This is a genomic window from Albidovulum salinarum (genome assembly GCF_025673475.1).
GTDB classification, from domain to species: Bacteria; Pseudomonadota; Alphaproteobacteria; order Rhodobacterales; family Rhodobacteraceae; genus Albidovulum; species Albidovulum salinarum.
In genome coordinates, this window is record NZ_JAOVQO010000004.1 from 177,395 (window position 1) to 199,719 (window position 22,325).

Genomic DNA, 22,325 nt, shown 5'->3' on the forward strand with positions numbered 1-22,325 from the left:
GTCGCACACGAGCCGCCAAGGCAGGCGTGAATGCGGGTGGCCGGTCATTCCGCTGCCACCCTGGTTGCGCAGCGTCTCAGGAGCGATGCGATCTCGGGCCGGCAGGATCCGCAATTGGTTCCTGCGCCGATGGCCGCCCCCACGGCCTCGACCGTCAGGAGATCCTGGGTGAGGACGGCCGCTACGATCGTGTTCACGCCGATGTCCAGGCAGGAACAGAGCGTCGCGCCGGGGTCGGGCCGGTCGGCGGCTGCCTGACCGGCAAGGATCTCGCGACCGGTATCTCCAAGCTGGCTCGCCAGATGCTCGCGCGAGACCGCCACGGGTTCCGGTCCCGCGAACAGCGCGGCGCGTACCCTTCCCTCCGCAATCAGGGCCACCCGCGCGATACCGCGGGCGCGGTCAACGACGGTCATGGCCTCGGCTGACGGCAGACGGAAGGCGGCGCGGCTGAAAGCCTCCCAGTCCTCGGGCAACTCGGCGCCGGCAAGCTCCATGCGCCAGCCGCCCGCGACCCGTGCCCGCGCGGCATAGTCCGTAGCGGGCAGCGCATCGGTCGCCGCGACCGCGAAACCGTACCATGCGACGCGGTAGGGGCGCAGGACGACGGCGCCGGCCTTGCTCTCCGGCTGTCCCGAGATCGGATCGGTGACGGGCGCGACAAGCGCGCCGACGCGGCCTGCAGGGGCGTGCTCGGCAGTCCAGTGCATCGGCGCGAAGACCTCGCCGGGGCGAACGCGGTCGGTCACGAGCGCGCGCAGGATCGCCCTGCCCTCGCGGCTCTCGACCTCGACGAGATGCGCGGGCCGGATCCCGAGCCGGACGGCGTCCAGGGGATGGATCTCGAGGAAAGGCTCGCCGAGGTGGCGGCCCAGCCGGGGGGCACGGCCGGATCGGGTCATCGTGTGCCACTGGTCGCGAATCCGCCCGGTATTGAGCCGGAATGGATAGCGGTCGTCAGTGGCGGTCGCAGGGCCGCGCGACACGACGGGCACCATCCACGCCTTGCCGTTCGGCGTGAAGAACCCCCCGTCGGCGAAGAAGCGACCGCCTGTCCTCCTGGCGCTCACCGGCCAGCGCAGGGGCGCCAGCGCATCATATGCGGCCTCGTCGAGCGCGGCGAGATCCGAGATGTCGAAGTCGCGTCCTCGTGCCGCCGCGTGGCCGGACAAAGCGGCATGCTCGCGGAGGATCTCGACCGGCGAGGCAAAGTCGAAGGCATCCGGCCAGCCCATGCGGCGGCCGACCTCGGAAAGGATCGCCCAATCGGGTCGGGCCAGACCGGGCGCGGGCAGGAAGCGGCGCTGGCGACTGATCGTGCGGTCGGAATTCGTCACGGTGCCGTCCTTCTCGCCCCAGCCCGCGGCCGGCAGCAGCACATCGGCAAGCCGGGCGGTGTCGGTGGTCGCGAAAAGGTCGCTGACGACAACGAAGTCGCATCCGGCGATGGCGTCGCGCACGGCATCGGCATCGGGCAGGGTCGCCGCCGGGTTGGTGCCGATGATCCAGAGCGCCTTGATCCGGCCGTGGGCCACCGCCCGGAACATCTCGACCGCCTTCAGCCCCGGCTTTTCCGGCATCGCGGGCGCTTGCCAGAAGGTGCGGAGGAGGTGGCGGTGGTCGGGGTTCTCGATCTCCAGATGGCAGGCGAGCATGTTGGAAAGCCCGCCGACCTCGCGTCCGCCCATCGCGTTGGGCTGGCCCGTCACGCTGAACGGCCCCATGCCGGGCCGGCCGATGCGGCCGGTTGCGAGGTGGCAGTTGAGGATCGCGCTGACCTTGTCGGTGCCGTTCGAGGACTGGTTCACGCCCTGGCTAAACACGGTCACGACCTTCTCGGTGCCGATCCAGAGGTCGAGGAACGCCGCGATGTCACGCTCGGGAAGCCCCGTGCCCCCGGTCTCGGCGCGGGCGGCGGCGATGGCACCGTCCATCCCCTCCAGATGCACGGCATAGGCTTCGTCGACCGCGCCGCGGTCGGCGATGGCGGCCAGTAGCCGGTTGAAGAGCGCCACATCCGCACCCGGCGCGATGGCGAGGTGCAGGTCGGCCAGCTCGCAGGTCGCGGTGCGGCGCGGATCGATGGTGACGACGCGCAGCGCCGGCCGCGCCGCCTTTGCCGCCACGAGGCGCTGGTAGAGGACCGGGTGGCACCAGGCGAGGTTCGATCCGACAAGGACGACGAGATCGGCCTCCTCAAGATCCTCGTAGGTGCCGGGCACCGTGTCTGTACCGAAGGCGCGGCGGTGGCCGGCGACGGTCGAGGCCATGCAGAGCCGCGAATTCGAGTCGATATTGGCAGAGCCGATGAAGCCCTTCATCAGCTTGTTGGCGACGTAGTAATCCTCGGTCAGCAGCTGGCCCGAGACGTAGAAGGCGACGGCGTCCGGCCCGTGCTCGGCGATCGTCTCCCCGAACCGGCCTGCCACGAGATCGAGCGCCGCGTCCCATACCGCATCGCGACCGCCGATCCGCGGCGCCAGAAGCCGCCCCTCAAGCCCGAGCGTCTCGGCCAGCGCCGCGCCCTTGGAGCAGAGCCGGCCGCGGTTGGCCGGATGGTCGGGATCGCCCCGCACCGCGAAACCGCCCGCGCCGTCGGGCGCGACGATCACGCCGCAGCCGACGCCGCAATAGGCGCAGGTGGTGCGGATGCCGGGCGCGTCGGTCATGCCGCGCTCCGTCGCGCGAGCCGGGTCGCATCGAGGAGGATCCGCCCGCCCTCGACTCGGGCCGGGTAGGTCGGAACCTCGCCCGCATCGGCGCCCTGCGCCTGCCCGGTCTCGAGGCTGAAGACCCAGCTGTGCAGCGGGCAGGTGACGCTCTTGCCATGCACGATTCCCTCGGAGAGCGGCCCGCCCCTGTGCGGGCAGCGGTCCGAGAGCGCGAAGACCTCGTCGGCGGCGGTGCGGAAGACCGCGACGCAGCCCATCGCAGTCTTGACCACGCGGGCGCCGCGCGCGGGAATGTCGTCAAGCGCGCCGATGTCGATCCAGGTGTTCATTCCGCGGCCTCCAGCGTGAGATTGGCAAGCGGCGCGTAGCGCGCCTGTTCGGATTGGACATGGTCCGCCCAGGGGTCCTTCTGGTAGACGGACTGGCTGATCCGGAACCGCTCGATCAGGGCGGCGCGGCTCTCGGGATCGTCGACGACGCGTGCCTTCACCCAGTCGAGCCCGACCTTGGCGATCCACTTGTAGGGCCGGTCGAGATACTTGGCGTTCTCGCGATAGAGCTGGACGAAGGCGATTGTGAGCGCGATCGCCTCCTCCTCGGTCCTCACGTCGGCGAGCCGCTCGGTCTCCTTCACGTCCATCCCCGCCGCACCCCCAACGCCGACCTGATAGCCCGAGTCGACGCAAACGATGCCGATATCCTTGCAGGTCGCCTCGGCGCAGTTGCGCGGGCAGCCCGAGACCGCGAGCTTGACCTTGTGCGGCGTCCACGAGCCCCAGAGCGCCTGTTCGAGCTTCACCCCGAGACCGGTCGAATCCTGTGTGCCAAAGCGGCAGTGGTCGGAGCCGACGCAGGTCTTCACCGTCCTCAGCCCCTTAGAATAGGCGTGGCCCGAGACGAGGCCCGCCCGGTTCAGGTCGGCCCAGATCGCCGGCAGGTCCTCGCCCTTCACGCCCAGAAGGTCGATGCGCTGGCCGCCGGTGACCTTCACCGTCGGCACGTTGTACTTCTCGGCCGCATCGGCGATGGCGCGCAGCTCGCGCGGACTGGTCAGCCCGCCCCACATGCGCGGCACGACCGAGAAGGTGCCGTCCTTCTGGATATTGGCGTGCTTGCGCTCGTTGACGAAGCGGCTTTGGGGATCGTCCCGGTACTCCCGCGGCCAGTCTGCGAGCAGGTAGAAGTTGAGCGCCGGGCGGCAGACATGGCAGCCGCAGGAGGTCTTCCAGCCCAGCTCCTGCATCACCGCGGGCATGGATTTCAGCTCGCGCGCCTTGATCATGCGGCGGACGTCCTCGTGCGTGAGTTCGGTGCAGCCGCAGACCGGCTTCGCCGTGGGCATCACGAACTCCTCGCCAAGCGTCACCGCAAGCACCTGCTCGACGAGCCCGGTGCAGGTGCCGCAGGAGCCCGAGGCCTTGGTTTCCGCGCGCACCGCGTCGAGCGTCGTGGCACCCCCCGCGATCGCCTCGACGATCTGGCCCTTGCAGACGCCGTTGCAGCCGCAGATCTCTGCGTCAGCCGGTAAGGCTGCAACGGCCGCCATAGGGTCCGCCGCGGCCCCTCCCTGATAGGCCGGGCCGAAGATCAGCGTCTCGCGCATCGCCTCGATGCCGGTGCCGTCCTTGATCAGCCCGAAGAACCAGTTGCCGTCGGCAGTGTCGCCGTACATCACCGCGCCGACAAGCCGGTCGTCCTCGATCACCAGCCGCTTGTAGAGCCCGCGTGCCGGGTCGCGGAAGACGATGTCCTCACGGCCCTCGCCCTCGGCGAAGTCGCCGGCGCTGAAGAGGTCGCAGCCGGTGACCTTGAGCTTCGTCGCGGTCTGGACCGGGCGGAAGGCGGCGGGTTCGTCCCGAAGGCTCAGCGCCGCGACCTTCGCCTGATCGTAAAGCGGGGCAACGAGGCCGAAGAGCTGGCCGTCATGCTCGACGCATTCGCCCACGGCGAGGATGTCGGGGTCCGAGGTCACCATCCGGTCGTCGACCACGATGCCGCGCGCGACCTCCAGCCCGGCATCGACGGCAAGCCGGGTTTCGGGCCGGATGCCCACCGCCATCACCACCAGATCGGCGGGATAGACCGTGCCGTCCTCCAGCAACACCGCCTCGGCCCGGTCGTGGCCGAGGATCGCCTTGGTGGCGCCCTTGCAATGCACCGTGATCCCGCGCCGCTCCAGTTCGCGCTGCAGAAGATAACCGGCGGCGGGGTCGAGCTGGCGCTCCATCAGGTGACCCATGAGGTGGATCACCGTCACCTCCATGCCGCGGCTCTGCAGCCCGGCCGCGGCCTCGAGCCCCAGAAGCCCGCCGCCGATCACCACCGCATGGCCACCCTTCGCCGCCGCGCCGATCATCGCGTTGGTGTCGTCGAGGTCGCGGTAGCTGACGACGCCGGGCAGGTCCCTGCCCGCGACCGGGATGATGAACGGCGCCGAGCCGGTCGCGATCACCAGCTTGTCATAGGCGGCCTCGCCCTTCTCGCCGGTGACGACCTTTCGCCGCCGGTCGATCTTCACGACATGCTCGCCGAAGCGGCAGGTGATGCCCCGGGCGGCGTACCAGCCGTCGTCATGGGTGACGATCCCGGCATAGTCCTTGTCGCCCGACAGGACCGGCGAGAGCATGATGCGGTTGTAGTTGCCGCGCGGCTCGGCGTTGAAGAGCGTGACCTCATGGTCCGCGCCCGCCTCGAAAAGATGTTCCAGCATGCGGCCCGAGGCCATTCCGGCGCCGATGACGACGAGTTTCTGGGTCATTCGCTCACTCCGCTGCGATGGCGCTTGCCGCCGGGCGCTTGGGCGCGGGCCGCGCGCCATGCTCGTATTCCTGAAGAAAATCCAGCACGTCCTGCCGGTAGGCGTAGTAATCGGGATGTTCGATGAGCGCCTTGCGGCTGCGCGGGCGCGGCAGCTTGACCTCGGTGATCCGGCCGATCGTCGCCTGCGGGCCGTTCGTCATCATCACCACGCGGTCGGCCAGGAGGATCGCCTCGTCGACGTCATGCGTGACGCAGATCGCCGTGACCTTGGTGCGGTCCCAGACCTCCATCAGCACTTCCTGCAACTCCCAGCGGGTGAGGCTGTCGAGCATCCCGAATGGCTCGTCGAGCAAAAGAAGCTTCGGCGAGAGCGCGAAGGCACGGGCGATACCGACCCGCTGGCGCATGCCGTTCGACATCGACTGCGCCGGCCGGTCCATCGCATCCGCGAGGCCGACGCGTTCGAGGTAGTATTCGACGACCTCCTGCCGCTCGGCCTGCGTGGCTTTCGGATAGACCTTGTCGACACCGATCGCGACGTTCTCGCGCGCGGTGAGCCAGGGAAACAGGTTCGGCGACTGGAACACCACGGCGCGCTCGGGGTCGGCGCCGATCACCTCGGTGCCGTCGAGGATGATGCCGCCCTTCGACACCGCGTTGAGACCGGCGGCCATCGTCAGCACCGTCGACTTCCCGCAGCCGGAATGGCCGATCAGGCTGATGAACTCGCCCTTCTCGACCTTGAGGTTGAAATCCTCGACGACGGTAAGCGGCCCCTTCGGCGTCGGGTAGACCTTGTGCAGCGCGCTGAACTCGAGATAGCGCTCGTCGGCGGGCTTGCCCTGCACCGCCCGCACCGCCGCCGGAAAGGCGTGGAGCGGAACCACCTCGGGAAGGATGCGGCTTCCCTCGACCTTCGCCTCGATGCCCGCCTCCATCAGGTGGCCGGTCACCTGCGCGCGGAGCGCCTTGAAGGCATCGTCGTGGTTCATCGCGGCGCGGTCACGCGGGCGCGGCAGCGTCACCGCGAAGGGGGTCCCGAGCGTGCCGTCCGGGTTGAGCGGCACGATCCGGTCGGCGAGCAGGATCGCCTCGTCGACATCGTTGGTGATGAGCAGGCAGGTCTTGCGGTCCGCCTCCCAGATGCCGAGGATCTCGTCGGCGAGATTCGCCCGCGTCAGCGCGTCGAGCGCCGAGAGCGGCTCGTCGAGCAGCAGAACCTCGGGGTCCATCGCGAGTGCGCGGGCCACCGCGACGCGCTGGCGCATGCCGCCCGACAGCTCCGCCGGGCGGCGCGCCGCGGCATGGCCGAGCCCGACCATCGCGATGTAGCGGTCAGCGCGGGCGAGGCGCTCGGCGCGCGTCAGGCCGGGAAAGACCGCGTCGACCGCGAGCAGGACATTGCCGCGCACCGTAAGCCATGGCATCAGGCTGTAGCTCTGGAAGACGAGGCCGCGCTCCGGCCCCGGCCCGGTGACGGGCTTGCCGCGGAAGCGGACGCTGCCGGCATCGGGGCGTTCGAGCCCGGCCACCAGGTTCATCAGCGTCGACTTGCCGCTGCCCGAGAAGCCGAGGATCGCGATGAACTCGCCCTCCGCGACATCGAGCGTGATGCCCTTCAGGACCTCCCGGCGGCCGGTACCCTCGCCGAAACCCTTCGACACGTTCTGGAAACTGAGGATGCTCATGGCGGTCACCGGTTGGCCGAGAAGGTAAAGAGCGACTGGACCGCGAACATCACCCGGTCGAGCAGGAAGCCGATGATGCCGATGGTGAAGACCGCGACCATGATCCGGGCGAGCGAGGCGGAGGAGCCGTTCTGAAACTCGTCCCAGACGAACTTGCCCAGCCCGGGGTTCTGCGCCAGCATCTCGGCCGCGATCAGCACCATCCAGCCGACGCCGAGCGAGAGCCGGAGCCCGGTGAAGATCAACGGCAGCGCCGAGGGCAGCACGAGCTTGGTGATCTTGGCCCAGGTGCCCATCTTCAGCACCTTCGAGACATTGACGAGGTCCTTGTCGATCGAGGCCACACCGAGCGCGGTGTTGATCAGCGTCGGCCAGAGCGAGCAGAGCGTGACCGTGATCGCCGAGACGAGGAACGACTTGGCGAAGAACCCGTCATTCGTCGCCATGAGCGCCGAGATGACCATGGTCACGATCGGCAGCCAGGCGAGCGGCGAGACCGGCTTGAAGATCTGCACGATCGGGTTGATCGCGGCGTTCGCGGCGGGCGAGAGGCCCGCGAGGATGCCCAGGGGGATCGCCACGAGCGAGGCGAGGAGGAAGCCGAAGAACACGGTCCGGATCGAGGTGCCGATCTGGTCGTAGTAGGAGGGCGCGCCGGTATAGGCCATCTGCTTGACCTCCTCCGCGCGGCCCGCCGCGACGAGCTTCGCGTTGCGCTCTGCAAGCAGTTCGGTGAACTTGGCCTCCTTGGCGGCCTTGTCCACGGCATCGGCGTGGAGGTTCACTGCCTCCGACCAGACCTCGGCCGGTCCCGGGATCGCGCCGAGCGAGGTCTCGACCTTGGGCGCGAGCACCGCCCAGAGCGCCAGGAAACCGGCGATGGCGAGCACGGGCACGCCGAGCAGTTTCCAGACCTCCCTGACTTGGGCGTGGGGATTGTCGCCGGCCGCGGCCCTGAGGATCGGGGTGATCCAGGCGAGCCCCAGCACACGGAACCAGGCGTCCGCCTTGTTGATCCGGGTGAAGAGCCGGGCGCGGCGTGCCTCTCGGTTGGCGTTTCTGGCGAAATCGGGATCGGCGATGGTCATGTCTCGGTCCTCGTTGTCTCGAATCCCAGAGGCATGGCGCCCCCGGAAAGGATGTCGGGTCAGCCCTGGATCTCGGTGCCCACGACCGTCTGTCCGCCCTTCAGCCCGATCGGCAGGCTGTCGATGTAGGCGTTGGGCTTGCGGCCGTCGAAGCCGAAGCCGTCGATCACGTCGCTGGCGGGGGTGGCGGGGCGGTAGCCGTCGCTGTCCCAGGGGAAATCGGCCGCGTCGGCGAGCCCCTCCTCGACCAGCATCCGAGCGGCCTTGAGGTAGATCTCGGGCTTGTAGACCGAGCGCGCGACCTCGTCGTACCAGCTGTCGGGCCTGGCCTCGGCGATCTGGCCCCAGCGGCGCATCTGGGTCAGGTACCAGACCGCGTCAGAGTAGAAGGGATAGGTCGCGTTGTAGCGGAAGAAAACGTTGAAATCGGGCACCTCGCGGACATCGCCGGGCTCGTATTCGAAGGTTCCGGTCATCGAGTTGTCGATGACGTCGGCATCGGCGCCGACATATTCCGGCTTCGACAGGATCTCGACAGCCGCCGCGCGGTTGGCGTTGTCGTTCTCATCGAGCCAGATCGCCGCGCGGATCAGCGCCTTGGTGAGGGCGAGCGTGGTGTTGGGGTTCGCCTCGACGAACTTTTCGGTCAGGCCGAAGACCTTCTCGGGGTTGTTCCGCCAGATCTCGTAATCCGTGACGACCGGCACGCCGATCCCCTTGATCACGGCCTGCTGGTTCCACGGCTCGCCCACCGCGTAGCCGTTGATCGTGCCGGCCTCCAGCGTCGCGGGCATCTGCGGCGGCGGCGTGACCGAAAGGAACACGTCGGCGCCGATCTGCCCGGACACGTCGCCCGGCGCGTAGTAGCCGGGATTGAGGCCACCTGCCGCGAGCCAGTAGCGCAGCTCGTAATTGTGGGTCGAGACCGGGAAGACCATGCCCATGTTGAAGGGCTTGCCCTCCGATGTGAATGCGTCGACGACCGGCGCCAGCGCCTCGGCCGAGATCGGGTGCTGCGGCTTGCCGTCGACGCCGGAAGGGACATGCGGCCGCATCGCTTCCCAGACCGCGTTCGAGACCGTGATCCCGTTGCCGTTCAGGTCCATCGAGAAGGGCGTGACGATATGCGCCTCGGTGCCGTAGCCGATCGTCGCCGCGAGCGGCTGGCCAGCGAGCATGTGCGCCCCGTCGAGCGTGCCGTCGATCACGCCGTCCAGGAGCACCTTCCAGTTGGCCTGGGCCTCGAGCGTGACGAAGAGGCCCTCGTCGAGGAAATAGCCCTGCTCGTAGGCGACCGCGAGCGGCGCCATGTCGGTGAGCTTGATGAAGCCGAGGGTCAGCTCGTCCTTTTCGAGCGCTAGCGGTTCGGCGAATGCCGGCGCGACGAGCATCGTCGTCGCCATCAGGATCGCGGGGAAAGCCTTCATCTCATCTTCCTTCGTTCGACTCCGCGGGACGGCGGAAGCAGGACACCAAAAAAGCCGCTGACTCACTCTGCCTGCGGCAGAGGGTCGAGCGGCTTTGCTCAATCACCCGGTCTTTGGGAGAGGTCCGGCGCCGGACGCCATTGCCCGGCTATGGCACCAGTAAGGCGGTGGGCGCGGGGCTTTGCAAGGAATGATGCTGCAGATGCATCAAGATTTGCTGCGGCGCGGCAATTCGAGAGCGAACTGCCCGAAAATTCATCACTCGCAGTCGCCGGGATCAAAAACCGAGCCGTCGAAGAACCGGTCGGGCCGCAGAATCAGCCGCCCGGCTTCGGACGCCACCGCGAGATCGACCGCGATCGCGCCCTCGACCTTGGCCGAGGCAGTCGGCAGCGCGGCGCCGGTTCCGGCCATCGCCCGGCGGTATAGGTCGCTGCGGAACACCGCCCGCGCCGCCGCCATCGCCGCGGCTTCGGGCATGCCTATCCGCCGCGCCAGCCATTGCCCGATCCAGGCCGCCTGCGACCGCCAGGGGAAACTGGCGCCGCCCCGATGGAACTCGACGAAGCCGGGGCAGTGGCGCGTCTCGCCGCGAGCAGACACAACGAACCTGCCGCCGAGCGCGCGGTCGATGATCTCGGGCGCGACATCGAGATACCGGGCGCGCGCCAGGAGTTCGCTCGCCGCGGTGTGGTTGTCGGGCTCTGCGAGCCAGCGCCCGGCGCGCCAGACCGCGCGGATCAAGCCATCGAGCATGTCGGGCACCTCTTCGCCCCATGTCTCGCGCACCGCCAGCACCTTCTCCGGCGCGAAGGCCCAGATCGCCGCGCCGGGCAGCAGCAGTTCGCCCGCGCCGCTCTCCACCGCGATCGACCCCCAGGGCTCGCCGACACAGAAGGCGTCGATGTCCCCGGCGGCGAGCGCCTCGGACATGAGCGGCGGCGGCACCGTCTGGATGGCGATCCGCGACAGGGCTTGCGAGTCGAGCGCGCCGAGCCAGCGGCCCACCAGTTCGGCATGCATCGAGAACGGGAACGGCACGCCGATCCGCAGCCCCGCCCCAGCGCAGCCGATCAGCGCCCGCCCCGCCGCCGCGGCATCGGTGAAGCCGAAGTCATGGCCGGCAGCGCGCAACCGACCGGCCAAAGACCGCGACACGCCGGTCACGGTGCCGTTCACCGACATCACCATCACGGCCGCCAGCGCGCAGGTCTGGCCGCCAAGCCCGAGCGTCGCCGCGACCGGGACCGGCGCCAGAAGATGCGCGGCCTCGATCTCTCCCATCGTCAGCCAGTCGCGCGCCACCGACCAGGACGGCGCCCTGCGCAGGTCGAGCGCGACGCCCTCCTCGTCGGCAAAGCCGAGTTCCGCCGCGACGATCAGCGGCGCCGCATCGACCAAGGGCAGGAACCCCGCCCGCAGCCGCGCCGCGCCGCTCATGACAGGAGCTCCGACGCGGTGACGATGGCGGCCGCGACCTCGGCGAGCTTGCGGCCCTGGTCCATCGCCGCCTTGCGCAGGAGCGCGTAGGCCGCTGCCTCGTCGATCCCGCGCGCCTTCATCACGATGCCCTTGGCGCGGTCGATCGTCTTGCGCTCCTCCAGCGCGCGGCGGGTCGCAGCCAGTTCGGTGCGCATGCGCTGAACCATGTGGAACCGCGCGACGGCGGCATCGAGGATCGGCCGCAGCCTGTCCTTCTGCAACCCGCCAACGACATAGGCCGACATGCCCGCCTCGATCGCGGCGCGGGTGAGCTGATGGTCGCTGCGGTCGACGAACATCGCCACCGGCCGCTCCAGCGGCCCGGTCGCCAGCGCCAGCTCCTCGAGCGCATCGCGGGACGGGTCGGCGAGGTCGATCAGGACGATATCGGGTCGCTGCTCGGCGACCTTGCGCGCCAGCGCGGTCTCTTCGGCAATGATGTGGATGCGGTGATCGCCGAGGTCGAGAAGACCGTCGACGATCATCCGGGCCCGGTCAGGATCCCTCTCCACCACGACGATCTTAAGCCGCTCGCTCATGGGCCGATGTAGCGACGTTCCCGGCGGGTGGGAAATACCCCCGTCGCTCCGGCCGGCCGGTTCGCGCCTGCGCGATGATTTCCTGTGCGCCCCGGCCGCCAATGCCTGTTTTCTACGCGCGCTCCGGACGGCCCGGCCGTTGGCGACGACCGGGCGATACCAGCAAGTTCCGCTAGTGCTTGATCATCACATGCCGCACGGCCGTATAATCCTCGAGCGCGTACATCGACATGTCCTTGCCGTAACCGGAGCTCTTCAAGCCGCCGTGCGGCATCTCGTTGACCAGCATGAAATGCGTGTTGATCCAGGTGCAGCCGTAGCGGAGCCGCGCCGCCGTGGACATCGCCCGCCCGATATCCTTGGTCCAGACCGAGGAGGCGAGGCCGTAGTCGCTGTCGTTGGCCCAGCCGACCGCCTGCTCGACATCCTTGAACGGCGTGACCGACACCACCGGGCCGAAAACCTCGCGCTGGACGATCTCGTCCTCCTGGCGCGCCCCGGCGACGACGGTGGGCGTGTAGTAGAAGCCATTGTCGCCATGAGCCTTTCCGCCGGTCGTGATCTCCACATGCGGCAATTCGCGCGCGCGTTCGACGAAACTCGCGACGCGGTCGCGCTGGCGGGCGGAGATCAGGGGCCCGATCTCGTTCACCGTGTCGTCACTTTGGGCGAAGGCGATCCCTTGCACCGCCGTTGTCAGATCGGCGACGAGCTTCTCGTAGGTCTTCTCTGAGGCGTAGATGCGGCAGGCCGCCGTGCAGTCCTGACCGGCGTTGTAGTAGCCGAAGGCCCGCAGCCCTTCGACGACCTCGGTCAGGTCGGCATCATCGAACACGATGACCGGCGCCTTGCCGCCAAGCTCCAGATGGGTGCGCTTGACCGATTTCGACGCCGCCTGAAGCATCTTCTTGCCCGTCGCGACGTCGCCGGTCAGGGAGATCATGTCGACCTTCGGATGCGAGACGAGCGCGTTCCCCACCGTCTCGCCGCGCCCGGTCACGATGTTCACGACGCCCGGCGGCAGCTCCTCGGCCAGGATCCGCGCCAGCTTGAGCGCGGTCAGGGGCGTCTGCTCGGAGGGCTTGAAGACGACCGTGTTGCCGCCGGCGATCGCGGGGGCGAGTTTCCAGGCCATCATCATCAGCGGATAGTTCCAGGGCGCGACCGAAGCGATGACGCCGACCGGATCGCGGCGGACCATCGAGGTGAAGCCTTCCATGTATTCGCCCGCCGCCGGGCCGTGCATGTTGCGCGCCGCGCCCGCGAAAAAACGGTAGACGTCGACGATCGCCGGAATCTCGTCGCCGATCGCGGCATTGATCGGCTTGCCGCAGTTCAGCGCCTCGAGCCGGCCGAAGGCCTCGCCCTCGGCCTCGATCCGGTCGGCAATCTGCAGAAGCGCCGCGGCGCGGGCCGACGGCGAGCTGCGCGCCCAGCCGTCGAAGGCCTCTGAAGCGGCAGCGACGGCTGCCTCGACCTGTTCGGCCGAGGCTTCCGGCAGGTCGAGGATCGTCTCGCCGGTGCGCGGGTTGAGAATCGCTTCTTTGGTCTCGGTTCCCTCGGTGAACGCGCCGTTGATCAGGAGCTTGGTATCCATGTCATTTCCTCGCTATGCGGAAGTCACTTGCCGCCCCCGGCGGTCTCGGTGCCGCCGCGGGTCAGGTAATAGGCGCCCAGGATGGGCAGGAAGGTCACCAGCACCACGACCATCGCGACCACGTTGGTCACCGGGCGCTGGCGCGGCCGGACGAGCTCTTCGAGCATCCAGATCGGCAGGGTCTGCTGCTGGCCGGCGGTGAAGGTGGTCACGATCACCTCGTCGAAGGACAGCGCGAAGGCGAGCATTCCGCCGGCGAGAAGCGCGGTCGAGATGTTGGGCAGGATCACGTGCCGGAAGGTCTGGAAGCTGTTCGCGCCGAGGTCGGCCGACGCCTCGACGAGCGACCCCGACAGCCGGCGGAAGCGCGCGACCGCGTTGTTGTAGACCACGACGATGCAGAACGTGGCGTGGCCGAGCACGATCGTCAGCGTCGAGAACGGGATGTCGCCGAGGTTGAAGGCCGAGCGCAGCGAGATGCCGGTGATGATGCCTGGCAGGGCGATCGGCAAGATCACTAGGAGCGAGATCGACTCGCGCCCGAAGAACTTCGCCCGGCTGACGGCCGCCGCGCAAAGCGTGCCGAGGACGATCGCGATCACCGTTGAAACCGAGGCGACCTTCAGCGACAACCCGAGCGACGCCCAGACATCCGGGCGGTTCCAGGTGACGCCGAACCATTTCAGCGTCAGCCCCGGGGGCGGCCACTGGTACGATCGGTCCTCGGTCGTGAAGGCGTAGACGAAGATCAGGATGATCGGCAGGTGCAGGAACGCGAGCCCGGCGAAGGCCGCGATCTTCAGTGCCAGCGGGGCACGCTCAGAGTGCATCGAACGCTCCCTTCCGCTTGGCCATCCAGAGGTAGAAGCCCATGATCACGATCGGCACCACGGCGAAGGCGGCCGCGAGGGGGATGTTCCCGGCAGTGCCCTGATGGGCATAGACCGCCTGCCCGATGAAGAGCCGCGAGGAACCGATGATCTGGGGAATGATGTAGTCGCCGAGCGTCAGCGAGAAGGTGAAGATCGAGCCGGCGATGATCCCCGGCAAGGCCAGCGGCAGGATCACATGGCGCAGCGTCTGGCCCGGGCTGGCCCCGAGATCGCCAGACGCCTCCAGCAGGTTCTGCGGCACGCGTTCGAGTGCCGCCTGCACCGGCAGGACCATGTAGGGAAGCCAGACGTAGAGAAAGACGAGAAACGTGCCGATGTAGCTGACCGACAGAGATCCGCCGCCGATCACCGGCATCGACAGCACCGCGTTCAGGACCGCGCTCGCGCCGATCCCTTCCACCATCCAGTTCAGGATGCCTTCCTTGGCAAGGATCAGTTTCCAAGCGTAGACCTTCACGAGGTAACTCGACCAGAGCGGCAGCATCACGCCGAGGTAGAACAGCGCCTTCATCGGGCCCCTGGCGTAGCGCGCGGCATAGTACGCGATCGGAAAGGCCACGATCGCGGCGGCGACGGTCACCGAGGCAGCCATCAGGGTCGTGCGCAGGATGATGTCGAAATTGGCGGGCTGCAGCAGTTCCGCATAGGTCTTGAGCGTGACCTCGTAATTGATGAGGCCCGTGAACTCGTCGATCGAAAAGAAGCTCTGGACCAGAAGAGCGACGAGCGATCCCACGTAGACGATGCCGAGCCACAGGAGCGGCGGCAGCAAGAGGACGAGCAGAAGCAGGCGAGGCTGGCGCCAGAAGGCGTCCGAGACCCGCTGGGCGAGGCCCTGATGGCTTGCCACCATCACTCGTCCTCCATCCGGTGGATCGAGGCGTCGCTCCAGTTGAGCCCGACCCGCGTCCCCGGTTCCGGCACCGTCCGCTCCGCCGGAACCGCCACCGTGAGCTGGTCACCGCCAAGGTCCACGGTCACGCGCTTGACGGGTCCGATGTAGCGTATCGACGCGACCGTACCGGCCAGGCGTCCGCTTTCCGCCTTCGCAAGCTCCATCGACTCCGGTCGCAGGCTGTGCCACGCCTTCGCGCTGCCCGCCGACTGGCTGAGTGCGGGCGACAGCACGTTGGCCGAGCCGACGAAATCGGCGACGAAGCGCGTGCGCGGGCGCTGGTAGATGTCTTCCGGGCTGCCGGCCTGCACGATCCGCCCGTCGTTGAAGACCGCGACGCGATCGGCCATCGACAGCGCCTCGCCCTGGTCGTGGGTCACGAAGACGAAGGTGATGCCGAGCTGCTTCTGCAGCGCCTTGAGCTCGTCCTGCATCGCCTCGCGGAGCTTCAGATCGAGCGCGCCGAGCGGTTCGTCGAGCAGAAGGACGCGGGGCTTGTTGACGAGCGCGCGGGCGAGCGCCACGCGCTGCCGCTGCCCGCCGGAAAGCTGGGCAGGCTTGCGGTCGCCGTAATCGCCGAGCTTCACGAGCGACAGCATCTCGTCCGCCCGGCCGTGACGGCTGCGCTTGTCGACGCCCTGCACCATCAGCCCGTAGGCAACGTTGTCCCTGACGTTCAGGTGCGGAAAGAGCGCGTAGTCCTGGAACACGGTGTTCACCGGGCGGCGATTGGGCGGCAGGTTCTCCGAATTCTCTCCGAAGATCCTCACATGTCCCGCATTCGGCCGCTCGAACCCGGAGATGAGCCGCAGGCAGGTCGTCTTGCCCGAGCCGGAGGGTCCGAGCATGGCGAAGAAGGTGCCCTCCTCGATCGCGATGGACACGTTGTCGACCGCGCGCACCGCGCCGAAACTGCGCGAGACTTCGTCGAATTCTACGGCATAGGACATGGACAGACCGGTTCTCTGACCCGGCGGCTCAAGTGCCGCCGGGCGGATTTCGTTGGATCACGTGCAGGATCAGCGGCCGCCGATCACCCCGATGTAGTCGGAAACCCAGCGGTAGTAGGGCACGCACTCGCCCTGGCTCGCGCAGCTCGACACCGGCGTGGTCCAGAACTTGATCTTCTCGAAATCGTCGAGGCCGTTCTTGGTGCATCCCTCCGCCGTCTGCATGCCGCGCCCGTCGGTGCAGGCCGCCGGCACGGACGGGTTCGCGCCGAACCAGACCGAAAGATCGGATTGCAGGTTGGACGCCAACGAATGCTCCATCCACAGGTAGGCGCAGTTGGGGTGCGGCGCATCGACATGCATCATTGTTGTGTCGGCCCAGCCGGTCGCCCCCTCTTCGGGAACCACGGATGCGATGGGCTGCCCTTCGCCCTGCATGATATTAACCTGGAAGGGCCACGAGCCCGAGGCCACCACGCCCTCGTTCTTGAAGTCGTCCATCTGGATGAAGGCGTCGTGCCAGTAGCGGTTCACCAGCTCCCGCTGGCCGCGTAACAGGTTGAGTGCGGCGTCGTATTGCTCTTGGTTCAGCTCGTAGGGCGAGGTGATGCCGAGTTCGGGCTTGTGAAACATCAGGTAGTTCGCCGCATCGGCAATGTGGATCGGCCCGTCATAGGCCTGCACCCGCCCCTTGTTCGACTTCCCGTCGGCGAGTGTCACCTCTTCGAACACCACGTTCCACGAGGTCGGCGGGCTGTCCCCGAATGCCTCCGTGTTGTACATGAGAACGTTCGGACCCCACATGTAGGGCGTGCCGAAATGCTCGCCATTCACCGTGTGCCAGGCTGCGTCCTTCAGCCGGTCGTCCACGGTGGACCAGGAGGGGATGAGGTCGACGTTGATCGGCTGCACCCGCTTGCCGGCGATCAGCCTCAAAGAGGCGTCGCCCGACGCGGTGACGAGGTCGAAGCCGCCCTCGTTCATCAGCGCCACCATCTCGTCCGAGGTGTTGGCGGTCTTCACGTTGACCTTGCAGCCGGAGGCCTCCTCGAACTTGGTCACCCAGTCGAAGGCGGCGTCGGTCTCGCCGCGCTCGATATAGCCGGGCCAGGCGACGATATCGAGCTGCCCCTCGCCCGGTCCGACCTCGGTCATCTGCGCCTGCGCGAGGCCGGCCCCCGCAAATGCGAGGATTGTCGTCGAAATCAGCACTTTCTTCATTGTCCGTCTCCCTGCTTGCCCGTGGCTCACATCGGCCCGAGCTGTTTTCAAAACCCAGGCGCATCGCAGTGTCCGGCCTGGTTCTGGATCTCGTCTCCTTCGATGCGGAAGACCGAAGGCGCGTCGGGCGCGGAAGAAGTTCGGTGGCGTTCGGATGGACCTTCCCGGGGACCTGTGCCGGCACCCGGATGGCCGGCACCCAAGCCGCCGGAAAGGGCAACGCTTGGTCCGAAACGCGACGCAATGCTCTGGATCAACTCCCCCTGACCACGCCGAAGGGGCGCATTTCAGCTCTTCCACAGCCAAAACTCTGCGCCGCTTTCGAAAATTCGCAAACGCAAAATACAAATTGTTATTATCGGATTTTCCGATAACTCCGCCGCATGTCAGAACGAGGTCTGAGCGAGACGCACGAAATCGCGCGTTATGGGCGAGAGCGGCGCGCCGCGGCGCCAGGCCATGCCGACCTGGACGGTGGGCAGGTCGCCCGACACATCGCGGATCTCGATGCGGTCGCCTTCGAGCGACCAGGGCCGGTAGATCAGGTCCGGCAGGATCGCGAGCCCGACTCCGGTCGCGACGAGGCTGCGCACGGCCTCGACCGACCGGGTCCGGAAGGCCACCTCCGGCCGGGTTCCGAGCGAGGCCATGAGCCGGTTGGTGCTTTCCTCGATCTCTTCGAGCGAAAGCATGATCAGCGGTTCGCGCGCCACCTCGTCGAGTTCGATCGCCTCTTTGGCTGCAAGCGGATGACCGAGCGGCAACCAGAGCCGCATGGCTGAGGCGGCGATGCTCTCGACCTGGAAGGCGCTGCGATTGTGCAGGTTCGAGACCAGGAGAAAGGCCACGTCGATTTCGCCGCCGATCAGGAGGTGTTCGAGATATTCGCCGGAATCCTCGATGGCCGAGATCCGCACGGAGGGAAAGGTCCGCCGGAACCGCGACAATGTCTCCGCCAGCCCGTATCCCGCGACGAGCGAGGTGACGCCGAGCCTGAGTTCGCCGCTTCTTTCTGAAGTTTCAATCTGGAAGGCGCGGCGGGCGTCCGAGACGTCATCCCGGATCTTGCGCGCGTGCCGCAGGAACTGGTGCCCCGCATTGGTGATCGCAATGCCGCGCGCCCGGCGTTCGAACAACACGATGCCGAGATCCGCCTCCAGCGCCTTGATCGCTTCCGTGACCGAGGACTGGGAGATCGCGAGTGCCTTGGCGGCGCCCGATACGCTTCCGTGCTCGGCCGCGGCGACAAAGAACTGAAGCTGTCTCAGGGTAAAGGCCATCTGGGATCTGCCGTATCCGCGTCGGTTGCGGCGCCCGTCCAGAGGGTGCCTACCTGCCATCCAGACGCCTCGAGCGATCCGGCGCAACAGATTTCTCGGGGATGCCGCCCCCGGATCCCGTATGCACCGTCGCCGCCGTCCGGAAACGACGGCCGCCCGGACGGAGCCGCTTGGGACGGCGGATCGCCCCGGACAGACGCGAGGCGACCGGGTTCGCAAGGTTTCATGGCGCAAAAGGGCGCCGCGGCACCGAATCGCCAAATAAAAACAATCAGATTGTCAAGGTTGACCGAAATATTTTTTCGCCTTCCACTTGAAGATTGACACGGCCCCACGGAACCGAACTCCAGCAAGGGGAGTGACTTGATGTCCTCGTTCAAAGGCGCGTCTTTCAACACAGTATTCATTGTCGCCATGACGCTCTGCCTCGCCATCGGGGTCTGGGGCGTGATCAGCCCCTCGAGCATGACCGGCTCGGCGCAGGCCTTCACAGGCTATCTCCTGAACGGTGCGGGCTGGATGTGGCTCGCCATGTGTTCGGGGTTCCTCCTGCTTGGCGGCTACATGGCGTTCGGGCCCTACGGGCATATCCGGCTCGGCAAGGACGACGAGGAGCCGGAATTCGACACCGCCTCCTGGATCGCGATGCTGTTTGCCGGCGGCATGGGCTCGGGGCTTCTGGTCTGGGGCGCGGCGGAACCGATGTACCACTTCGTCTCCCCGCCGGGGATGGAGGGCGAGACCCCCGCGGCCGCGCGCGAGGCGCTGGTCATCACCAACCTTCACTGGGGCCTGCATGCCTGGTCGATCTACGGCTGCTGCGCGCTGGTGATCGCCTACTTCACCTTCCGCCGCAACGAACCCTCGATGATCTCGACCCCGATCAAGCACGTCTTCAAGGGACCGGCTGGCGAGACGGTCGGCAAGGCCGCGGACATTCTCGGCGTGATCTCGGTCGTGTTCGGCCTCGCAGGCTCGCTGGCGATGGGCGCGCTCGCGGTGCGCTCGGGCATGTACTACGCCTTCGGCACCGAGCAGAACAACACGATGTCGATGATCATCCTCGTCGCGCTCTTCGTCGCCTACATGCTGTCGGCCACGACCGGCGTCGACAAGGGGATCAAGATCCTCTCCAACATCAACATGGTGCTGACCGTGGCGATCATGCTGATGGTCATCTTCGCCGGCCCGACGCAGTTCATCATGGAGACCTTCGTCGACTCGATCGGGCGCTATTTCAGCGCGATCGTCACCAAGTCCTTCACGCTCTACCCGTTCGAGGGGCTGACTGGCTGGACCTCGGGCTGGACGCTCACCTATCTCATCTGGTGGCTGGCCTGGGGGCCGTTCATCGGCATCTTCGTCGCCCGCATCTCGCGCGGGCGCACGATCCGCGAATTCATCTTCGGCGTCGTGCTGGTGCCGACCGTCTTCTCGATGCTCTGGTTCGCGGCCTTCGGCGGCGCGGGCTTCTACATCGAGATGTATGGCGGCGGCGGTCTGAAGGAGATCATCTTCGAGGACGTCTTCGCCGCACTCTTCGCCTTCCTCGGCTACTTCCCCGGCGCGACGATCCTCGCCGGCCTCGCGGCGGCGCTCCTCTTCATCTTCCTCGTGACCTCGGCGGACTCGGGCACCTTCGTGCTGTCGATGATGACGACGAACGGCGATCTCAACCCGCCGGTGATCCAGAAGATGATCTGGGGCATCCTGATCGCGGTTCTCACCTTCTCGACCCTCGTGACCGAATCCGTGACCGTCGCCAAGGCGATGGCCATCACCGGGGCGATCCCCTTCGCGATCATCGTGCTGTTGCAGATCGTCGGCTTCCTGCGCGAGATCCGCAAGGAGATCGAGGAACCCGAAGTCATCGAGGCGCGCGGCGAGATCGAGGGCCGCGGGCCGGCCGGCGCCGCCGAGGCGGCGCAGGACAGCGCGTCGTGACCGGGCGCGGAAAGGAGGGTCCCATGTCCATTCGCGCAATCATCGCCATTCTGGCCACCGTGCTCGCCCTCGCCGGCTGCACCGAGGAAGACGGCAAGATCCGCATCGGCGCCAAGAACTTCGGCGAGAGCAAGATCCTCGCCCACATGATGGCGGCCGTGATCGCGGAACAGGGCATTCCCGTCGAAGGGGTCGTGGAGTACGAGAACACCCCGGCGATCCTCGAAGCCCTGAAGCGCGGCGACATCGACGCCTATCCCGAATACAACGGCACCGGCCTCGTGATGCTCGGCCAGAGCCCGCTGGCCGACGGCGATGCCGCGACCGAGCGGGTGAAGCAGATCTTCGAGCCGCTCGGCATCTCCTGGCGCGAGCGGATCGGCGTGGCAAACAACTACGGGCTCGCGATGCTGCCCGAGCGGGCCGAGGACATGCGCCTGACCGACATGTCGCAGCTCGTCCGGCGCAGTTCCGAGGTAACGATCGGGATCGAGGACGACTTCACCGCGCGGCCGCTCGACGGCCTCACCCCGATGACGCAGCGCTACGGCTTCGAATTCGGCGAGATCGTCGAAGTGCCGCTCTCCGACCGGGGCACGCTCTACGACCAGCTTCTCGACGGCAAGGTCGACGTGATCGAGGTCTACACGACCGACGGCCAGATTGCCGATTACGGGCTGACGCTTCTGCAGGACGATCTCCAGTTCTTCCCGGTCTACGAGCTCGCGCCGATCGTCCGCCTGGAATCGCTGGCAAGGCACCCTGCCCTCGGCGGCGCGCTCGATGCGCTCGGCGGCAGGTTCACCAACGAGGAGATGCAGGCGCTCAACCGCCGCGTCGATCTCGAGGGCCGCTCGCCCGAGGCCGTGGCGCGCGACGCGCTGGCCCGACTCGGGCTGATCGCGGCGGGCGCGGTCGAGGCGGAAGACCCGCTGATGATCGCCGCCTCGCCGCTCCTCGCCGAAAGCGATCTTGCCAGCACCGCGCTGCGCTCCGCCCGGCGGGCCTATGTCGGCCGCGAGGTCACGATCGACCCGAGCCACGATCCGCTGGCGGAGGTCGCGAACGGCAACGCCCGGCTCGCGCTGGTCGGCGCGGAGAGCTTCTTCGACCTCTCCGGCCCGACGCCGGTGCGGACCGAGGCCTTCGAGGGCCTCGCGGCGGTCGGAGCGAACGCGGTCCACCTCGTCAGCCCGACCGGAGATGCGGGCGTCGGCGCGCTCTCCGAGGCCACCGAGCTCATCGTCGGCCCTGAAGGCTCGGCGTCCTACCGGATCGCCACGATCCTCACCGACGCGCTCGGCCTGACGGCGGCGCTGACCGTGACCGACGCGACAAGTGCGGGCGATCTTCTGACGCTTCTCGACGCGAAGGGCAAGGTCGCCGTGCTCCCCGCGCCCGTCGGCAGCGACATGATCGCGGCTGCGTTTTCAAGTGCGGAGTTGAAGCTCCTGCCCGTCGACGGCTGGACGCAGGGCGCCAACCTGGTGAAATACCCGTTCCTGCGCCAGACCCGCATTCCCGGCGGTTCCTACGGCCGACAGTTCACGGCCGTCGAGACGCTGTCGAGCCAGGCGGTTCTGGCCGGACCGGCGCCGGTTCCGGCGATCGCTACGATCGGCGACCAGGGTCCGGGTGCGACGGCCGCCCCCGCGCTGAAGCCGGTGCCGACAAGCACGGTGCAGGCCCTGGCGGCCGGCATCACCGGGGGCGAGCTGATCGACCCGGTGCTGCCGCTCGCGGCGGCTTTCGCGCCGACGCTGCCGACGCCGCCGGCGGCGATGAATCCCTCGGCCGACGTCTCGGTGCTGAACGTGGCGCTCGTGTTGATGTTCGTATGGCTTTTCTGGCTCTATGTGCGCCGCGAAGCCCCGTGAAACAGGGAAGGA

At 67.6% G+C, this 22,325-nt stretch carries 16 protein-coding genes; 2 read left to right on the plus strand and 14 right to left on the minus strand.

The window, feature by feature from the left end; genetic code table 11:
* Window positions 1–44 precede the first annotated feature (44 nt).
* From OEZ60_RS05725 to OEZ60_RS05790, 14 genes are all read right to left on the minus strand, one after another.
* Window positions 45–2,669: a nitrate reductase gene (locus OEZ60_RS05725; protein WP_263334081.1), complete on the minus strand. Its 2,625-nt coding sequence runs from the start codon at window positions 2,667–2,669 to the stop codon at window positions 45–47.
* Complete coding sequence (nirD, locus tag OEZ60_RS05730; protein WP_263334083.1) at window positions 2,666–3,001, minus strand: nitrite reductase small subunit NirD; 336 nt, start codon at window positions 2,999–3,001, stop codon at window positions 2,666–2,668. The genes OEZ60_RS05725 and nirD overlap by 4 nt, the downstream gene beginning before the upstream one ends.
* The gene (gene nirB / locus OEZ60_RS05735; RefSeq protein ID WP_263334084.1) at window positions 2,998–5,430 is read right to left on the minus strand and encodes a nitrite reductase large subunit NirB; all 2,433 of its coding nucleotides are present in this window, start codon (window positions 5,428–5,430) and stop codon (window positions 2,998–3,000) included. Before nirB ends, nirD begins: the two co-directional genes overlap by 4 nt.
* Window positions 5,431–5,434: 4 nt before the next feature.
* Window positions 5,435–7,120 carry an ABC transporter ATP-binding protein gene (locus OEZ60_RS05740; RefSeq protein WP_263334086.1) on the minus strand — a complete coding sequence of 562 codons (1,686 nt, stop codon included), beginning with the start codon at window positions 7,118–7,120 and terminating at the stop codon, window positions 5,435–5,437.
* 5 nt (window positions 7,121–7,125) lie between these two features.
* Complete coding sequence (locus OEZ60_RS05745; protein ID WP_263334088.1) at window positions 7,126–8,208, minus strand: ABC transporter permease; 1,083 nt, start codon at window positions 8,206–8,208, stop codon at window positions 7,126–7,128.
* Between the two features lie 59 nt (window positions 8,209–8,267).
* Window positions 8,268–9,635: a CmpA/NrtA family ABC transporter substrate-binding protein gene (locus OEZ60_RS05750; protein ID WP_263334089.1), complete on the minus strand. Its 1,368-nt coding sequence runs from the start codon at window positions 9,633–9,635 to the stop codon at window positions 8,268–8,270.
* Between the two features lie 258 nt (window positions 9,636–9,893).
* Window positions 9,894–11,075, minus strand: a complete 1,182-nt coding sequence (locus tag OEZ60_RS05755; RefSeq protein ID WP_263334091.1) for a CmpA/NrtA family ABC transporter substrate-binding protein — start codon at window positions 11,073–11,075, stop codon at window positions 9,894–9,896.
* Window positions 11,072–11,656, minus strand: a complete 585-nt coding sequence (locus OEZ60_RS05760) for an ANTAR domain-containing response regulator (protein ID WP_263334093.1) — start codon at window positions 11,654–11,656, stop codon at window positions 11,072–11,074. The genes OEZ60_RS05755 and OEZ60_RS05760 overlap by 4 nt, the downstream gene beginning before the upstream one ends.
* A gap of 172 nt (window positions 11,657–11,828) precedes the next feature.
* Window positions 11,829–13,253 carry a gamma-aminobutyraldehyde dehydrogenase gene (locus tag OEZ60_RS05765; protein WP_263334094.1) on the minus strand — a complete coding sequence of 475 codons (1,425 nt, stop codon included), beginning with the start codon at window positions 13,251–13,253 and terminating at the stop codon, window positions 11,829–11,831.
* Window positions 13,254–13,276: 23 nt separating this feature from the next.
* Complete coding sequence (locus OEZ60_RS05770; protein WP_263334096.1) at window positions 13,277–14,083, minus strand: ABC transporter permease; 807 nt, start codon at window positions 14,081–14,083, stop codon at window positions 13,277–13,279.
* On the minus strand, window positions 14,073–14,999 hold the full coding sequence (locus OEZ60_RS05775; RefSeq protein ID WP_263334098.1) for an ABC transporter permease: 927 nt from the start codon (window positions 14,997–14,999) through the stop codon (window positions 14,073–14,075). Before OEZ60_RS05775 ends, OEZ60_RS05770 begins: the two co-directional genes overlap by 11 nt.
* A complete protein-coding gene (locus OEZ60_RS05780; protein ID WP_263334099.1) occupies window positions 14,999–15,991 on the minus strand; it encodes an ABC transporter ATP-binding protein in 993 nt (330 codons plus the stop codon). The genes OEZ60_RS05775 and OEZ60_RS05780 overlap by 1 nt, the downstream gene beginning before the upstream one ends.
* A gap of 69 nt (window positions 15,992–16,060) precedes the next feature.
* Window positions 16,061–17,212, minus strand: a complete 1,152-nt coding sequence (locus OEZ60_RS05785; RefSeq protein ID WP_263334101.1) for an ABC transporter substrate-binding protein — start codon at window positions 17,210–17,212, stop codon at window positions 16,061–16,063.
* Window positions 17,213–17,598: 386 nt separating this feature from the next.
* Window positions 17,599–18,492, minus strand: coding sequence for a LysR family transcriptional regulator (locus tag OEZ60_RS05790; protein ID WP_263334103.1), 894 nt, complete (start codon window positions 18,490–18,492; stop codon window positions 17,599–17,601).
* A 366-nt stretch (window positions 18,493–18,858) separates the two neighbouring features.
* On the opposite strand from OEZ60_RS05790, the gene OEZ60_RS05795 reads away from it, so the two are divergent.
* Both OEZ60_RS05795 and OEZ60_RS05800 read left to right on the plus strand, forming a co-directional pair.
* Window positions 18,859–20,436 carry a BCCT family transporter gene (locus tag OEZ60_RS05795; protein ID WP_263334104.1) on the plus strand — a complete coding sequence of 526 codons (1,578 nt, stop codon included), beginning with the start codon at window positions 18,859–18,861 and terminating at the stop codon, window positions 20,434–20,436.
* A 23-nt stretch (window positions 20,437–20,459) separates the two neighbouring features.
* Window positions 20,460–22,313 carry a glycine betaine ABC transporter substrate-binding protein gene (locus tag OEZ60_RS05800; protein ID WP_263334106.1) on the plus strand — a complete coding sequence of 618 codons (1,854 nt, stop codon included), beginning with the start codon at window positions 20,460–20,462 and terminating at the stop codon, window positions 22,311–22,313.
* Window positions 22,314–22,325 lie beyond the last annotated feature (12 nt).

Bases quoted from the DNA above. Each gene is read 5' to 3' on its own strand.
- OEZ60_RS05725 (WP_263334081.1), bottom strand. From the start codon at position 2,669: ATGACCGACGCGCCCGGCATCCGCACCACCTGCGCCTATTGCGGCGTC.
- nirD (WP_263334083.1), bottom strand. From the start codon at position 3,001: ATGAACACCTGGATCGACATCGGCGCGCTTGACGACATTCCCGCGCGC.
- nirB (WP_263334084.1), bottom strand. From the start codon at position 5,430: ATGACCCAGAAACTCGTCGTCATCGGCGCCGGAATGGCCTCGGGCCGC.
- OEZ60_RS05740 (WP_263334086.1), bottom strand. From the start codon at position 7,120: ATGAGCATCCTCAGTTTCCAGAACGTGTCGAAGGGTTTCGGCGAGGGT.
- OEZ60_RS05745 (WP_263334088.1), bottom strand. From the start codon at position 8,208: ATGACCATCGCCGATCCCGATTTCGCCAGAAACGCCAACCGAGAGGCA.
- OEZ60_RS05750 (WP_263334089.1), bottom strand. From the start codon at position 9,635: ATGAAGGCTTTCCCCGCGATCCTGATGGCGACGACGATGCTCGTCGCG.
- OEZ60_RS05755 (WP_263334091.1), bottom strand. From the start codon at position 11,075: ATGAGCGGCGCGGCGCGGCTGCGGGCGGGGTTCCTGCCCTTGGTCGAT.
- OEZ60_RS05760 (WP_263334093.1), bottom strand. From the start codon at position 11,656: ATGAGCGAGCGGCTTAAGATCGTCGTGGTGGAGAGGGATCCTGACCGG.
- OEZ60_RS05765 (WP_263334094.1), bottom strand. From the start codon at position 13,253: ATGGATACCAAGCTCCTGATCAACGGCGCGTTCACCGAGGGAACCGAG.
- OEZ60_RS05770 (WP_263334096.1), bottom strand. From the start codon at position 14,083: ATGCACTCTGAGCGTGCCCCGCTGGCACTGAAGATCGCGGCCTTCGCC.
- OEZ60_RS05775 (WP_263334098.1), bottom strand. From the start codon at position 14,999: ATGGTGGCAAGCCATCAGGGCCTCGCCCAGCGGGTCTCGGACGCCTTC.
- OEZ60_RS05780 (WP_263334099.1), bottom strand. From the start codon at position 15,991: ATGTCCTATGCCGTAGAATTCGACGAAGTCTCGCGCAGTTTCGGCGCG.
- OEZ60_RS05785 (WP_263334101.1), bottom strand. From the start codon at position 17,212: ATGAAGAAAGTGCTGATTTCGACGACAATCCTCGCATTTGCGGGGGCC.
- OEZ60_RS05790 (WP_263334103.1), bottom strand. From the start codon at position 18,492: ATGGCCTTTACCCTGAGACAGCTTCAGTTCTTTGTCGCCGCGGCCGAG.
- OEZ60_RS05795 (WP_263334104.1), top strand. From the start codon at position 18,859: ATGTCCTCGTTCAAAGGCGCGTCTTTCAACACAGTATTCATTGTCGCC.
- OEZ60_RS05800 (WP_263334106.1), top strand. From the start codon at position 20,460: ATGTCCATTCGCGCAATCATCGCCATTCTGGCCACCGTGCTCGCCCTC.